General features: G+C 41.7%; 15 protein-coding genes. All 15 read left to right on the top strand.

Features of this window, described 5'->3' with window-relative positions:
- Positions 1-180 precede the first annotated feature (180 nt).
- The 15 genes from GSF13_RS24230 (at position 181) to GSF13_RS24160 (ending at position 14,699) form a co-directional block, all read left to right on the top strand.
- Positions 181-1,068 carry a histidine kinase gene (locus GSF13_RS24230; RefSeq protein WP_248298751.1) on the top strand — a complete coding sequence of 296 codons (888 nt, stop codon included), beginning with the start codon at positions 181-183 and terminating at the stop codon, positions 1,066-1,068.
- Positions 1,037-1,825, top strand: coding sequence for a LytTR family DNA-binding domain-containing protein (locus GSF13_RS24225; protein ID WP_010607018.1), 789 nt, complete (start codon positions 1,037-1,039; stop codon positions 1,823-1,825). The genes GSF13_RS24230 and GSF13_RS24225 overlap by 32 nt, the downstream gene beginning before the upstream one ends.
- 261 nt (positions 1,826-2,086) lie before the next feature.
- On the top strand, positions 2,087-2,671 hold the full coding sequence (locus GSF13_RS24220) for a hypothetical protein (RefSeq protein ID WP_211867361.1): 585 nt from the start codon (positions 2,087-2,089) through the stop codon (positions 2,669-2,671).
- A gap of 16 nt (positions 2,672-2,687) precedes the next feature.
- Positions 2,688-3,383: an ABC transporter ATP-binding protein gene (locus GSF13_RS24215; RefSeq protein ID WP_010607016.1), complete on the top strand. Its 696-nt coding sequence runs from the start codon at positions 2,688-2,690 to the stop codon at positions 3,381-3,383.
- Complete coding sequence (locus GSF13_RS24210; protein WP_010607015.1) at positions 3,383-4,597, top strand: FtsX-like permease family protein; 1,215 nt, start codon at positions 3,383-3,385, stop codon at positions 4,595-4,597. The genes GSF13_RS24215 and GSF13_RS24210 overlap by 1 nt, the downstream gene beginning before the upstream one ends.
- On the top strand, positions 4,590-5,351 hold the full coding sequence (locus GSF13_RS24205) for an outer membrane lipoprotein-sorting protein (protein WP_010607014.1): 762 nt from the start codon (positions 4,590-4,592) through the stop codon (positions 5,349-5,351). Before GSF13_RS24210 ends, GSF13_RS24205 begins: the two co-directional genes overlap by 8 nt.
- Positions 5,352-5,360: 9 nt before the next feature.
- Positions 5,361-6,116: a 4'-phosphopantetheinyl transferase superfamily protein gene (locus GSF13_RS24200; protein ID WP_010607013.1), complete on the top strand. Its 756-nt coding sequence runs from the start codon at positions 5,361-5,363 to the stop codon at positions 6,114-6,116.
- Between the two features lie 108 nt (positions 6,117-6,224).
- Positions 6,225-7,019 carry a class II aldolase/adducin family protein gene (locus tag GSF13_RS24195; RefSeq protein WP_010607012.1) on the top strand — a complete coding sequence of 265 codons (795 nt, stop codon included), beginning with the start codon at positions 6,225-6,227 and terminating at the stop codon, positions 7,017-7,019.
- Between the two features lie 1,100 nt (positions 7,020-8,119).
- On the top strand, positions 8,120-8,425 hold the full coding sequence (locus tag GSF13_RS24190; protein WP_174170149.1) for a hypothetical protein: 306 nt from the start codon (positions 8,120-8,122) through the stop codon (positions 8,423-8,425).
- A 33-nt stretch (positions 8,426-8,458) separates the two neighbouring features.
- Complete coding sequence (locus GSF13_RS24185; protein WP_010607010.1) at positions 8,459-9,175, top strand: SDR family oxidoreductase; 717 nt, start codon at positions 8,459-8,461, stop codon at positions 9,173-9,175.
- A gap of 47 nt (positions 9,176-9,222) precedes the next feature.
- Positions 9,223-9,588: a phosphopantetheine-binding protein gene (locus GSF13_RS24180; protein ID WP_010607009.1), complete on the top strand. Its 366-nt coding sequence runs from the start codon at positions 9,223-9,225 to the stop codon at positions 9,586-9,588.
- A gap of 12 nt (positions 9,589-9,600) precedes the next feature.
- Positions 9,601-10,698: a beta-ketoacyl synthase gene (locus tag GSF13_RS24175; RefSeq protein ID WP_174170150.1), complete on the top strand. Its 1,098-nt coding sequence runs from the start codon at positions 9,601-9,603 to the stop codon at positions 10,696-10,698.
- A 9-nt stretch (positions 10,699-10,707) separates the two neighbouring features.
- Positions 10,708-11,997: a beta-ketoacyl-[acyl-carrier-protein] synthase family protein gene (locus GSF13_RS24170; protein ID WP_039841423.1), complete on the top strand. Its 1,290-nt coding sequence runs from the start codon at positions 10,708-10,710 to the stop codon at positions 11,995-11,997.
- 20 nt (positions 11,998-12,017) lie between these two features.
- Positions 12,018-13,451, top strand: coding sequence for a class I adenylate-forming enzyme family protein (locus GSF13_RS24165; protein WP_010607006.1), 1,434 nt, complete (start codon positions 12,018-12,020; stop codon positions 13,449-13,451).
- A 9-nt stretch (positions 13,452-13,460) separates the two neighbouring features.
- Positions 13,461-14,699: an AMP-binding protein gene (locus tag GSF13_RS24160; RefSeq protein WP_010607005.1), complete on the top strand. Its 1,239-nt coding sequence runs from the start codon at positions 13,461-13,463 to the stop codon at positions 14,697-14,699.
- The last annotated feature ends 2 nt before the right edge of the window (positions 14,700-14,701 follow it).

Genomic DNA, 14,701 nt, shown 5'->3' with positions numbered 1-14,701 from the left:
ATGGGTCAAACAGTGGACTCACCGTTTAGTGGTGATAATTGGAAGAAAAATGTTCAGTTGGCATTTGTATGTACACTAATCGGAATTACGATTTACGCAATAGGGTGGGCTAAGTACTCGGTAATCTCGGTGCTGATATCACTCGGGGTTGGTTTTACAATCCGATTATCAAGATTTTGGTTGGCTACAAATTACTCAAGCATGAAGTTGGCTACACAATATGCAGCCGCACTGATTTTATCATTTTTAGTCTGGGGCTTAACACCTATTCTATTAAGTGTACTAAAGAGCTCTGGTGGTTATGTTGATGACCTGCAGCAGTACTTAGGGATTTTTGTTGTTGGTGGTTTCATTATGGTTGTGGTTAGTTTCATTTACTATCGCAGTGAACAAACCGCGCAATTAAGACGCTCTCTATATCAGTTCGAACTAGATCAAGTACAAAAAGATAAGCTATTACTAGAAACCCAGCTTAGATTACTTCAATCTCAGATTGAGCCGCATTTTCTTTTTAACACACTTGCGAATATCCAAGCGTTGATTGCGGTTGACGCGAAGCAAGCGAGCAAAATGCTTTCAGCATTAACTGCTTTGTTGAGGCAGAGCCTTGACCGGACTCGTACGGAGTGGCTGACACTTGGGCATGAACTCAGATTTAATAAAGCTTACTTGGCCATACAAAAAATTAGACTAGGCGAACGTCTCCATATTGAGTACGATGTCACTGATAAAATCACAGATGACATTTTGTTTCCGCCGATGTTGTTACAACCGATCATGGAAAATGCAGTAACACACGGTATAGAGCAGATTAAATCAGGTGGTATGCTGAAGCTAATAATAAAGCGTGCCGAGCAGAATGTGATTATTATTGTGTCGAACGATTGCAATATCGGGGGCAGTAAAAGAAAGGGCACGAATGTTGGCCTGAAAAATGTGCAACAACGAATGGAACAGCTTTACGGGGACCAAGCAAAACTGGTTTATGACGATAGCCAAGCGGGACAGGTTTGCGTAACTTTGGAGGTACCTATTAATGTCTCAACTCATAAAAGCAGTGATCGCTGACGATGAGCCTATTTTAAGAGCTCATTTGAAAATGATGCTGAAAGAAGCGTGGCCAGAGCTGAATATTGTCGGTCAAGCTGCTGATGGTGAAGAAGCATTAACACTCGTTGGTGCTTTTTCACCTCAAGTTGTGTTTTTGGACATTAACATGCCTGGCATAGATGGATTAGAGGTCTCGCGGCAACTGTGCGAACAGGTACAGCCACCGTATGTCGTTTTTATTACGGCTTATGATGAGCACGCGGTGGTGGCTTTTGAAAACCAAGCCATTGATTATCTGTTAAAGCCCATCGAAGAGTCTCGCTTAGAACGGACTGTCGAGCGTCTACAAAAACTATTAAGTCAACAATCTCCCTATTTAAATCAAAAAGCTCAGCTCAGTGAGATTTTTGAAGAGTTGCTAGAATCCACTCAGTCAGCCGCGATAGGCAGTTACCTAAAATGGATCAAGGTCAACAAAAATAATGAACTCCATGTTGTTAATACCTCGGATATTGAGTATTTCATTGCTGATAATAAATACACAGAAGTTCACACTGCAACAGACACTTATTTGATCAAAACAGCAATTACAGCGCTGGAAAATGCGCTAAATCCAGAAATGTTTTGGCGTATTCATCGAAATTGTATTGTTAAAGTTGAAAATATTCAAAAAGTTACTAAAGATGAACTCGGTCATGTTTACGTAGATTTAAAAGATAGCAGCGAAAGGTTAGTAGTCAGCCGAAAGTATCAATCGCTTTTTAAGCAGATGTAATATCCCTTCAGGCGCTAAGAACTAAGATTTTTAGTATCTCGTATCTACACATGTGCTCCACTAATGGCTCTATTATAAAGACAACAAGTTAACTCATTCCTTGTTCACACCTTAGGTTAATTCAACGCTTAAACCACACGTCACTTTATCTTTGATATTTACCGTTTATCCCACTTAAGCGCAGGTTATCACCTCGTTTACCACTGAATGTTTGATTTTCTTATGATGCTTACATTAACAGAAAAATGAAGGGTAATAGTGATGACAAGCAAATCAATCATAACAATCGCAATAACAGCAATGGGCTTATTAAGCTTAAATGTCGAAGCTGAAAATATCATACCTGAGCAGGTAATCGAAGCCTACCAAGCGGGGCTACAAGGCTCGAAAGAACAAAATCAATTCGCTTTTAATGCACTAAAAGAAATTAACGAAAAAGCACCAAATCCAGTTGTTCTGGCGATGCTAGGTAGCACAGAGACAACACAAGCTCGTTATACCAACAAGCCATGGCAGAAAATGCAATATGCTGAAAAGGGGATGGCGAAATTGTCCAAAGCAATCAAGCAGGTTAAGTCTTTACCTTATTCATTGCAGGCACGAGTCAATGTAACTGCTGGTTGTACTTTTGCTCAGGTTCCAAAAATGATGAATCGCGCAGAGCATGGAAGTTACTTACTGAACAAAGTAATCAGTGAAAGTGAGCAGTTTAAACAGTTAGAGCCTGCTTTACAGGTTAGTGCGTACCGTTGTGCAGCATCTGCAGCTGAGAAGTTGGATGATGCTGAGCAAGCAAAATTGATGGCGGAGCTGGCACAAAAGCTCCTGTTAGCTAGCACCAAATAACAACGAGGATGCTTCTATGCTGCGTTTTGAAAACATTCGAAAATCTTATACGACATGTGATGTAACTGTCGATGCACTTAAGGGGGTTTCTGCGCATATTCATGCTGGCGAAACCGTTTCTTTGTGCGGCCCGTCTGGTAGTGGCAAATCTACGCTACTCAATATCTGTGGATTACTTGATGAGCAGTATCAAGGAGATATATGGATTAATGATCATCCTATACCGAAGAAAAAAAGCTTGCTGACGCAGATTCGAAGAGAAAAGCTGGGCTTTATTTTTCAGCGCTACAACTTAATTCCTGTGATGTCAGTGCTCGAGAACATTGAATATCCGTTGTTGATGTTAAACCTTAATAAACAGCAAAGAATGGATAGGGTTGTCGAAATTGTTCATAAAGTTGGCTTGAAAGATCATATATCTAAACGTCCTGACCAGCTTTCTGGTGGTCAACAACAACGTGTCGCAATCGCACGAGCACTGGTGAAAAAGCCACAGTTAGTGATAGCTGACGAACCCACTGCTAATTTGGACACACCAACTGCAAACATGGTGATGGATCTAATGCGTGATCTAGGTAATGACATGGGCACGACATTTATCGTTGCTACTCATGATCACCGGATGACGGATCGCTGCCATCGAGTATTAAACCTTGCTGATGGGCACATCACAGAACAGTTGCAACAAGTAGACAACAGGAGAGCAGGGTAATGCGTTGGGTTGTATTTGCATTTTTTAACGTACTAAGAAACGGACGACGTTCACTGTTCACAATTTTGGTTGCTGCGGTAGCGGTGGCCGCTATTTTAACCACCAGTGGATTTGCGCTGTTTACTTACCAATCTTTGGCTGAGAAAGCAGCAAGAGATGAAGGTAACTTTATTATCACCCATAAAAAATTGCTGGAAGAAGAAGATATGCCGTTGCAGTACGGTTTGTCAGACACTGAGTTACTGCAAAATCAACTATTAGAAGATGAAAGGGTAAAGAATGTTCTACCTAGAATCAATTTTAATGGCCTGGTTTCAAATGGTGAAAAAAGTTCTATTTTCATTGGGTTGGGTGTTGAACCAGAAGAGTTCATGGTTAAAGGACCATTCTTAACCATGGTATCTGGTCAGGCTTTATCGAGTTTTAGTGACCTAGAAGCCGAGTCGCAAATTGTGCTAGGTAAAGACTTAGCTCGGAGTTTAAAAGTGGCTGTTGGTGATTATGTGACGCTAATGTCGACGACCACGGATGGCGCGTTAAATGCCTTAGACTTTCAAGTTCGAGGGATTTATACAACAGGTGTGCCGGACTTAGATAAGCGCCAGCTATACATTAAACTTAGTGACGCCCAATCTTTACTCTACACCGATAAGGTTAGCTCGCTTTCTGTTTACTTATTTGACTTGGATAATACTCGAAGTACTGTCGCGCAATACGAGCCAAGAGATCCATCTTTGGCCTTTGTCCCTTGGTGGGAAAGAGCTTTTTACTATCAATCAGTTAAAGATTTATATAACCGAATCTTTGGCCTATTGGGTGGAATTATGGTGTTACTGGTGTTCTTTTCCATCTCAAACACAATGGCGATGACTGTGACTGAGCGCACTAGGGAAATAGGGACGGTAGCAGCAATGGGATCTTACCAATGGGAAATCATCAGGAACTTCATTCTTGAGTCCAGCATCATTGGTTTCTTAGGCGCAACAATCGGCATTGCTATCTCGACCATTGTTGCTTGGGGTCTCGTTTATCTGGGGTTAGAAATGCCACCACCACCAGGAAGTAACCAAGGGTATCCACTTACTATTACGTTTTCATGGGAAATTGCGTTGAGTGTAATGTTAATAATGATTTTAGTTTGTGTATTAGCGGCATTCAAAGCGGCATACAAAGGTAGCGCGAAACCAATAACGGAGGCATTGAACCATGTTTAATAAACTTACCAAAACTTTACTACCTGCAGCGATATTAGCGTTTGCTTCATTTAGTGTTGGTGCTTCACAGCTTACTAAAGCAGATGCACAAGCTACATTATTAAAAGTAGATGCATTTAGAAGTGAGTCAGCGTCAGTGAAGGTGTCTGCCACCGTAAAAGCTTTTGATGACGATATCCTTAAGCATACAAAACAATACGATGTGTATTCATCGTCATCAAAACGTGCGTTGGTGGTTTTTAAATCTGACTCTGAAAAGGGCCAAAAGGTACTGATGAAAGGAAGCGACTACTGGATGTTTATGCCCAAAAGTCGCCGCCCAATTCGAATCACCCCGATGCAAAAACTGCTTGGTGAAGCATCATTAGGTGATATTGCAACTTTGAGTTGGAGTGAAGAGTATCAAGTTAAAAGCGTTGCACAAGTTGAAGGTGTTATTAAGCTTGAACTACAGGCTAATTCAACCAAACTAAGCTATCAAAATATCCTACTGGAAATTGATCAAAAAGATTATTTTCCTAAAAAAGCAGAACTTTATTTGCGCTCAGGTAAACATGCCAAAACGGCATTTTTTGAACGTGGGATCCGCGATGACAAAGTCAAAGTTGTAGCAATGACTTTACAAGACAAAGTGCAGAAAGGACAAAAAACCGTTATTGCATATGATGAAGTACAACAGATTGAAGTACCAGATAAATTATTTAATCCACAGATACTCATCCGTAGCGATTTAGACCTGTTACTTACCGAATAGGAGCAGGGTGTGGAACTGTCGTTAAAGAAAAACCAAATTGATATGTGGCAGACATCTGTCAGCCTATTTCAAAGTAACAATGCGATTGACGAGTTAACCGGATTGCTGACTGACGAGGATATTGCACACATTGAACTGATACGGAGATATTCTGAAAAGCAAGTAAAGATTGTGTCGAGAGCTTTTTTACGTGCTGTGCTAGCTAAGTATACTGGACAGTCTCCTAAGTCAATTCAATTTGCAAGAGGGTTACATGGTAAACCCAAATTGGCAAATGCAGATATGCAGTTTGAATTTAACCTTTCCCATAGCGATGACTTATTGGCCTGTGCCGTGAGTCTAGATCAACCTGTTGGGATTGATGTCGAGCGGATCAGGTACAAGCGAAACCTAAAGCATCTAGGCAAGTCGGTATTTTCGCCTTCTGAGCAATGTGAGTTTGAACAGTTATCGGAGCAGCACCAAGAGTTATACTTTTTTGATCGCTGGACATTAAAAGAGTCGTTGATTAAAGCGACAGGCAAAGGCTTAACGACCAAATTAAGCAAAGTATCATTTGGTAAACGTGATGCAATTGCCAGCTTCAGTGTCAGTGGTCAGCAGTTGGTGGAAGTATCAGGGGAGTATGCTAGCTGGTTGTGGCCTATTTCAACAGAGCATCGTCTTGCGGTTACTATGCTCGCTCGAGCGAGCATAGCAGAACCTGTGACTTTTAGAAGTTTTAACTTTTTGCCCAAGCGTGTCGCTGCGTCTGCAGCGGCGTAGACATAAAGTAATTTTATTATAAAAGCCCGCGTATGTTACCTAGGTTCAAGCGACATTTGGCGCCAAACTCAAAGTTAGGTGTACACACGCAGAAGAAATGGAGTATATATGAAGGTAATTAGTGATAACGCTTTAGTTATGAACTCAACTGAAAAAGTCGCGTCGTTCAAGCATGATACCTCCGTTGAGAGTATTAGAACTGACAGAAAGGAAAAACTGGCGGGGGCATTTCGCTTATTTGGTAAATATGGGTTCGATGAGGGAGTTGCGGGACACATTACCGTTCGTGATCCGAAATACCTTGATCACTTCTGGGTAAACCCGTTAGGAAAAAGTTTTAATCAAATTCAGGTTTCTGATTTGTTACTGGTGAATCATCAAGGCAAAGTTGTGGAAGGGGAAGGATTACTCAATGGCGCGGCGTTTACGATTCACGCGCATATACATCAAGCACGCAAGGATGTCATCGCTGCTGCTCATGCCCACTCTACTTACGGTAAAGCTTTTTCTTGCCTCGGAAGGGAATTACTACCAACTACTCAAGACGCATGTGCATTTTTCAATGACCATAGTCTCTTAAAGCAGTTTGGAGGAGTAGTTCTTGATAAATCGGAGGGGGAATTAATTGTACAGGCTTTGGGGCGAAATAAAGCCATAATCTTGCAAAACCATGGCTTGCTGACTGTTGGGCGAAGTGTCGAGTCAGCGTGTTGGTGGTATATAGCAATGGAGCGTGCTTGCCAAACTCAGCTGTTAGTTGAAGCGATAGGAAAACCTAAGTTAATTCCAGACCATGTGGCGAAAGAAACTCATAAACACATAGGGCGTGAGCGTACTGGTTGGTTTAACTTCCTTTCACTTTATGAGCACATAGTTAAAGAGCAAGCCGACTTATTGAGATAGGCCAATAATTGGTTTCTCTCGTTTTGATTGCATGTTTTGTGGTGCCCAACCAGGGATGAGAGCATCAAATCCGTTGCAGATAGGGGAATTCGTCGATTGACTTTATGGTTTACACTTTTGATAGCAGCTTGGTATTACCCCAAACACTTTTATGGTAAAAAATAGCTTATCGTTGGCTACAACGTTTCGCAGTTTTGAATCATTTGTTGCTTAAAAATTCTAATTTGCACACTAATCAGCTTAGCTATGTGGTCTATTTTTCGGTGAGGAAATTTTAGCGATATCACAGCTATTGCATAAGGTATCTACATCTTTTCATGCAAGGCAAAAATTTCGTTACTTAGCTGTTCTAAATCAAGAGCTTTTAGCATCGTTAGCGTCAAGTATTGGCGCTAACAGCGTTGAGTTCACTTTCTTTATATCACACTATTGATGCGTAAATTCGTTTTGTTATCCCTAAAACACTCTAGCTAGATCTAGGCTAGGGATTATTTAAGGTGTATTTCAAAACATGAGTTAGCTCATTCTTTATCTAAACTTCAGGTTGGTTTCGTAATGGCTGTTGTTACATAGCATGGTACTTTCAGTATTTGCTCTGTAACAACAGCTTAACTGATCTTATTAAACGTAAGTTGTGAAGATTAGTAGAGATAAAAGTTAGCTTCTATTTCATTGGAAATTCAAAAACCACCATGAATATCTGAAATGGGTTTGTACAGATCTAAGGATGTCAGAAATTACTTGTTTTTGATGGCTGTAAAATTATTTCGATCTCTGAAAGCAGCTCATAAAAGTGCTCTCCTTCCATCAATTTCACATGGTTACCTTTACTTACAAAGTCAAAGTGATGGTATTGAGCTAGAAATCATACCGTGTAACTCAAAATACCCAATAAGAACCTGCTGAATTTCTGAGTGAATATTTATAACTTATTGTTTTTGATGCTTAATTAAATTGGAAGATTTATGAAAGCTTTCCCAAAAGACTTTTGTGCTCAAGTTATCAAAAATGGCTCCATCGACAGCGAGGCGGGAAAATATTAACTCACCTTGTTCAACAAAATTTATGAATTACAAATTTTAAATAAGGATGCATGGGCTATGTTTTTCACGAAAGTAACTACCAGATTAAAGAGCACACTTCTTATCAGCGCAACAGTAATGTCGTTGGCTCCTCAAGCAAACCAAACATCATTAACTAAAGAGCAAATCTTGAACGAGCAACTTCGTGAGCAAAATATGGCCATGGAATATAAAGCACAGCTTCAAGAAGACCTCTCAAAATATGAAACTCAAGAATCATGTAATCCTCATCCAAGATGCAAGATAAGACCAGCTACATCAGTGGAAGATAGCGTTGGCAACAACTACGACTTAAACCGAATTCTCAATAATCGTAATAACTAATAACGATAAATAATCAAAGCTAAGGAAAAAACAATGAAAGCACTAGTCATTGGTGGAACATCTGCGATTGGACAGGGGATCATTAATAAGTTGGCGGAAAACGGATATGAAGTTCTTTTTACTTACAACAGTAATGAAGACAAGGCAAAGCTAGTTGCTGAGTTCAATTCTGAGTTAATTAAATACTGTAGGTTAAATCTTGCCGATAGCGCTGCGGTCACAGAATTCATCTGCACGATGAAGCAAGACATCGGCCCGAATGTACTCGTTAACGTCGCGGGCATCACCAATGACTCTCTGTCCTTTGGTGATATCAATGAAAACTTGACCAAGGTACACACAGTGAACTTTCTATCTCCAGCAACTATTGCAGCAAAAGCGGCAGAAGTGATGATGGAAAAGCGCAGCGGCCATATTGTGAATATCAGCTCTGTAGCGGCAAAGACTCCAAAAACAGGTAATGGCGCATATGGTAGCGCGAAGACGGCACTTGAGCGTTTCACTGCATCACTATCTGTAGAAGTAGCAAGATTCAAAGTAAGAACCATCAATATTGCACCAGCCTTTGTGAACACGCCGATGTTTACTCAGTTCGCAAACGGTAAAGAGCGAGAAGTTATCAGAACCTTACCACTAAGAGAAATTTTAGAAGTTGATGATGTAGCAAATGCTGTATTGGCATTTGTAACTGGAAACATCAAAACCACGGGGGTGACTTTGCCACTAACCAATGGCGCACCTGTTCTCTAAAAATAAATATTAACAATTAAATCAATAATATTATTAAGGATACAAAAATGAACCAAACAGAAATCGCAACAATCGCAGCAAACATTCTTTATCTAGATGACGTCAGTGAAATTGAATTTGATCGTTCATTGTTTGGCGATTATTCAATGTCTTCTCTTGATTACGTTGACTTCGCTTTTGAATTAAAAGGCGAATCTGGAAAGGAATTTGATCCAGACGAATTATGGCCAATCAACACCATGATGGATAACCCAGAATACTACCAAGGTGGCCAATGGACTGAACAAGGCCGTGAGGAACTAAACAAGGTATTCGCTGGTTTCACCGAAGTAGAAGGTGGCAATCCATCACCTGAGTCTTTGTACAACTTATTCAGTGTTAACTTCATTCAGCATCGCATTAATGCACTTTAATGAGGTGATTTTATGTCTGCAGTTTATGTAAAAGCAGCAGGTATTCAAACTGAACATTTTGACCAGTTAGCAGCTCTGGACGCGATAGTAAACCGCGGCCAGGAGCGCGTCGAAAGTGCAGAGAGAAATATCTATAAGCCATTGAATAGAAAGCTATCTAAAGGTGAAGTTGCTGTCATCGCGCGTGAAGACCGCTCAATACTAAACGACCTGTCGACGCTAATTTTAAACTCGATTGGTGACTTGCTCGAGTACACCTCGCAGGACAAGCTTAACGATGCTGAGCAAACCCCACTCTATGCGGGTACAGATGGCGTGTCTGAGTACAACTTTGCTGCGTTGTATAAGATTATCGAGAAGCATGGTGGAGTAGAAGGCGCGCTAAAAAATCTTGGCGAGCTTAGCAAAATGAGTAACCCAATCAATATGATGCGCTTTTTATCAACCAACCCGTTGTATCACGCATCGAAGCGATTGAAGCTACGAGGAGGTGGTTACCCGATACGCGGGATGTCGCTATCGGGACTGCAAGCACTGGAGGATGCGTTCTCAGATATCAAGCACGACAGACAGGCTCAAGGTGTGGTCGTGGGAGCTGGAAGTATGCGTAACTTCGATACTCTACTGGTGTTTGACAAACTAGGTTTGCTGAGTAAAGACGAAAAAGAAAGTGAAATTGAACCTTCTTTTGGTGCGGCAACCCTGTATCTAAGTAACGACCAAACAGATGCATATGCGGAGGTTTTGGCAGTAGAAAGTCGCTACAGTCCATCTCCTTTCCCTAGCCCCAAAGCTTGGCATGCCTTGATGAAGTCTGTGAAAGTTAAAGGGTTGAATGTGGATGTAATTGTGACTTATTGCAACGGCGTAAAAACCAACAATGAAAACGAACTTGCTGCAATTGGTGATACTTTCCCTGAAGTAACCCAAAAAAATTATAAGTCGGTTTTTGGTTACACCAGCAAGGCTAACAACATTTTGGATCTTTCAGCTGTTCTGGTTGATGAGAGTATCCCTGAAGGTGCAACTGTATTAATTAACGGTGCTGGCTTTAGTGTTGGGATTGGTTTAATTGTCATCAAAAAACTAAAAAACATAAAAGTATCATAAAGAAAGGGTATGAAAATGAGTCAGCAGGATAACGTTTGTATCAGCGCATATGGCGCCATAACCCCGCTTGGCCAGACACTGGATGAGATTAGCCATAGTTTACAAAACGGAATAACGGGGATCCGTGAAGTTAAAAAGTTTGATACTTCGACGTTTAAAACAAAGTGGGCTGGATTACCAGAATATGGTAACGAGACAATTCACTGGCCAAAAAAGCCTGGTCAGTCAAATCGTCCAGGAGAGTTAATCTATGCAGAAAAGGCCGTTAAGCAGCTAGCTTCAGAATTTAACCCATTAGAGAAGTACAGCCCAGATCGTATTGGTTGTGTCATAGGCGTTGATGAACCTGGTGTTGATCCAGAACGCACAACACACTTTACAGAAAAACTAGGTCCAGAAAAGAGTAAAAAGCGTGACGAATATATCCCTGAAGGCACTGAATTTTATCGAATTTCAGAGATGATGGACCTCGATGTTACTTCAGTACTTAAAGTGATTCACAAGCACATACCATTTAGTGGTTACACGCGTTGTCATGTGGGACTTTGTTCTGCCTCATTACAAGCGTTGGGGATGGCTCGGCAAGCAATCTTAGATGGAAAAGCTGATGCGATGATCGTTGGTGGTGTTTCCGCGAAAGTCACCCCGTTTAACCTCGCCCAGTTAGAAGCTGTAGGTGCTGTGTGTACAGATCCTCTGCTAGAAGGGGCTGCGCGTTGTCGCCCATTTGATGTCAGACGCTCAGGTTTTATGCCAGCAGAAGGTTCAATTCTATTTATCTTAGAGCGGGAAGATGCAATTGAGTCGAGAGAAGGTACTAAGTACTGCCGTCTAAAGGGTTATGGGGCAAGCTTAGCTTCACAGCACGTTGTTGCGCCGCACACAGAAGGCCGAGAAATGCAGCTATGTATGGAGCGTGCTCTTGCTGAGTCACAGTTGCCACTTGACTCTTTCAGCTTCATCAATGCTCATGGAACGTCAACCAAATTAAACGATTACCATGAAACTCAGGTGTTAGAGGGGATTTTTGGCGAAGGAAAAGTGCCACCAGTGACCTCCACTAAGTCCTTGCATGGGCATTTAATTGCATCAGCTGGTGCAATGGAGGTGTTAGGTGTGATGGCATCATTCCGCGATGGCTTTATTCCAGCAGTTGCCAACCTTGAGCAGCAAGACCCTACGATTAAAGTGTCGATAGTAAAAGAAACCATACATCAGCCAATCATTAACGTGCTGAAGAACTCTTTCGGCATGGGCGGACTGGCTGCATCAATGGTATTACAGAACCCTTCTGTCTAGTAACAGTGGAGATTTAGGCAATGCGCTTCATTGACTTTTTACATCCAACGGCAAGTTGGGTCGCTCGATATAAAAATGAAAAGGTAGATGCTGAGTACGTATCGAATCTACTAGCAACCGTAGGCATGGGTCCTTTGGGTGAGTTAGACAGGGAAAAGTTACATGTTTTTTGCGTATTTAGCCCTGTTCAGGCGTTGTTATCATACTTTGTCGGTTCGTATTTAGGCTTAACCTGTGCAGTGGTTTCTCCGCGCAGCTTGAATAAGCTACTTAATGGATTCGACAACAGAAAGTTGGGCACCATTATTACGCCACTGGGTCGAAAAACTCCAGCGCTACCCGAAGGTACTGAATCCTTATCTTTAAACTTTACAACGCCAAAACTGGTGGGGGGGGCGCTGAATCCAACAATACAAAAAGCACGATTTATTTTTTGCACCTCTGGCTCTACGGGTAAAGCAAAACGAGTTGTGCATTGTGAAAGTAGTTTGATCAACAACGCGAAGATTGTAAGTGAATACTTGCACCTTAGAGAAGATGATATTTCTTATTGTGTTTTTCCAATGCAATACATGTATGGGCTTTCGACTTCCCTCTGTGCACTACATAGCAATAGCGTTATCGAATATGGCGAATTTGTCAGTCCGTCTTTGGTTGCCAGTTACGTTAAAAATAACCCTGTGACGGTATTGCCAATTTTAGGGGAGTGGAGCCAAGAGCTGAGTCAGGTTTGGAAGCAGGGCTTTTCGCCAGAGCGGCTGATCATACTGAATGCTTCAGACCGCCTCTTACAGTCGCAAGCTGAAGAAGTAATGCCCTGGGCAACAGAGTTTTGGAATAACCTTGGGCAAACAGAATCCGCACCTAGAATTTTCGCGCTGGAGTTAACGCAATTTCCTAATTTAGCCGCCGTTTGTCATAACAACACTGTGTCTGTGGGTTATCCCGTTGACGCGGCAATAGAGGTCAAGTTAGTAAACAAAAGTCCTGTTACAGGTATCGGAAATCTTTTTTATAAGACGCCTTTCAAAATGCTGGGGTATTTGCAGGATGATGGCTCTATGCAGTCGACGGATATCTTTTCGGACAGTGGCGATTTGTTTACACAAGATAGCGCAGGGCGGTGGCATTGGATAACACGAAGTAGCCACACCATTAAAGTGAATGGCGAGCTTGTGCCTTTGACATCGGTTACGAATCAAATACTTAACTATAAGCAAGTTTCTGGTGTCGGGTATATCACAAATAAAAAAGGCGAACTGTGCACCTATATTGAATCTTCTTGTATTGATGACGCGCTGCGCATTGAGTTGAGCTCATTGCTGGCTAGCACGCTCAGAGGAAAGCGCTCAAAAGTCGCGCTAGTTCCTAAGTTGCCGAGAACGGAAAATGGCAAATTAGATCTTTCTGAGTTACGCCAAAGCAATTTGGAAAATATAAATATTAATCAATAGGTTATTTAAATGAACGACGTAACTAAAGCAGTAGAATTGCAACATACCGCTTTTGATAGAAAGCGTATCCAAGCAATTGTAAAAAAATATTGGGCGATGAACTTACCTGATGAAAAAGTCCCACGCATCTCGGACTATGAGTCATTCGTGGCCAATGTGCCAGAAATGGGAAAGGAAAAATACATAGAGCTTTCAGAAAAGGCTTTTGAAAATCACAAAGATGCACCTTTGATCATCGGTGGTTCTAGCGGGACATCAGGTCAAAGCAAATTAGTCGTAGAGAAAACCAGTACGCCAGGCTCAAGACCAAGTGAAGAGGATATTCAACTGATCACAGAACTTCGAATGGCAGGAGTCATGGGGCCAGGGGATGTTGCAGCAAACCTCTTCATGGTAGGTATGTATTCAATTTTGCACCACGGATTTAATCGCATTATAGAAGCGTGTTACGCATCAATTTTGCCGCTTGGTATATTGAGCCCTGACCAAACTGAGTCACAGTTAAAGTTCATGAAGCAATATAAAGTCAATGTTCTTACCGGTACGCCAGGGACGCTTATCCAAGTTGCTCATGCTGTTAAAGAAACTGGTGTGCAATTGAGCATTGAACGCATTCTATACACTGGAGAGCGATTAGGAGAGGCAAAAGCCAAAGTACTAAGAGAGGTCTTCCCTGGAGTGCGCATTATCGGCTTTTATGGCTTATCAGAATGTGGATTTATGGCAATAGAAGAAGGTGATGAGCGTTACAAAGTCAGACAACATGCTTACTTCCTAGAAATCAATCAAGCAGGACGGCTACTTGTTACCTGTCTGAATGAGGAGACACCTGTACCTTTCTTGCGTTTTGATACCGGGGATGCAGTATCGCTTACAGCTCGAGGAGAACAGGTCATTATGGCGGGTATTGACCGCTCTGATACGAGTTTCAATTTTGTCGGTAATCTAGTTGATGTCAAGACGCTACGAAGTATTGCAGCAAGCACTATTTGTGAGCCGGATATAATAATTGAGGTGTTATTAGATACTAATAACGCGGGTCAGGATCTGCTGACGATTCGAGTATTACATGACCAGTTAGATGCTCAGCAATGCCAGAAAATCGAACATGCTTTGCTGGGTTATGAAGAAATAAAAGAAGCAATCGATAAGCGTACCGGAGTGGTTAACGTTCGTTTTGATAAACCTGAAACGGCAAGTCTGACAGGGCGCAATAAGCACAGACAGATATTAGATGCGAGAGCGTAAGC

Origin of the sequence: Pseudoalteromonas sp. M8 (assembly GCF_018141365.1) — a bacterium.
Classification (GTDB): Bacteria; Pseudomonadota; Gammaproteobacteria; order Enterobacterales; family Alteromonadaceae; genus Pseudoalteromonas.
Note: the sequence above shows the minus strand (reverse complement) of the source record. Positions and strands in the feature narration are given on the sequence as shown.

Excerpts from the sequence above, each read along its gene's own strand:
- GSF13_RS24225 (WP_010607018.1), top strand. The coding sequence starts at position 1,037 with ATGTCTCAACTCATAAAAGCAGTGATCGCTGACGATGAGCCTATTTTA.
- GSF13_RS24220 (WP_211867361.1), top strand. The coding sequence starts at position 2,087 with ATGACAAGCAAATCAATCATAACAATCGCAATAACAGCAATGGGCTTA.
- GSF13_RS24215 (WP_010607016.1), top strand. The coding sequence starts at position 2,688 with ATGCTGCGTTTTGAAAACATTCGAAAATCTTATACGACATGTGATGTA.
- GSF13_RS24210 (WP_010607015.1), top strand. The coding sequence starts at position 3,383 with ATGCGTTGGGTTGTATTTGCATTTTTTAACGTACTAAGAAACGGACGA.
- GSF13_RS24205 (WP_010607014.1), top strand. The coding sequence starts at position 4,590 with ATGTTTAATAAACTTACCAAAACTTTACTACCTGCAGCGATATTAGCG.
- GSF13_RS24195 (WP_010607012.1), top strand. The coding sequence starts at position 6,225 with ATGAAGGTAATTAGTGATAACGCTTTAGTTATGAACTCAACTGAAAAA.
- GSF13_RS24190 (WP_174170149.1), top strand. The coding sequence starts at position 8,120 with ATGTTTTTCACGAAAGTAACTACCAGATTAAAGAGCACACTTCTTATC.
- GSF13_RS24185 (WP_010607010.1), top strand. The coding sequence starts at position 8,459 with ATGAAAGCACTAGTCATTGGTGGAACATCTGCGATTGGACAGGGGATC.
- GSF13_RS24180 (WP_010607009.1), top strand. The coding sequence starts at position 9,223 with ATGAACCAAACAGAAATCGCAACAATCGCAGCAAACATTCTTTATCTA.
- GSF13_RS24175 (WP_174170150.1), top strand. The coding sequence starts at position 9,601 with ATGTCTGCAGTTTATGTAAAAGCAGCAGGTATTCAAACTGAACATTTT.
- GSF13_RS24170 (WP_039841423.1), top strand. The coding sequence starts at position 10,708 with ATGAAAATGAGTCAGCAGGATAACGTTTGTATCAGCGCATATGGCGCC.
- GSF13_RS24165 (WP_010607006.1), top strand. The coding sequence starts at position 12,018 with ATGCGCTTCATTGACTTTTTACATCCAACGGCAAGTTGGGTCGCTCGA.
- GSF13_RS24160 (WP_010607005.1), top strand. The coding sequence starts at position 13,461 with ATGAACGACGTAACTAAAGCAGTAGAATTGCAACATACCGCTTTTGAT.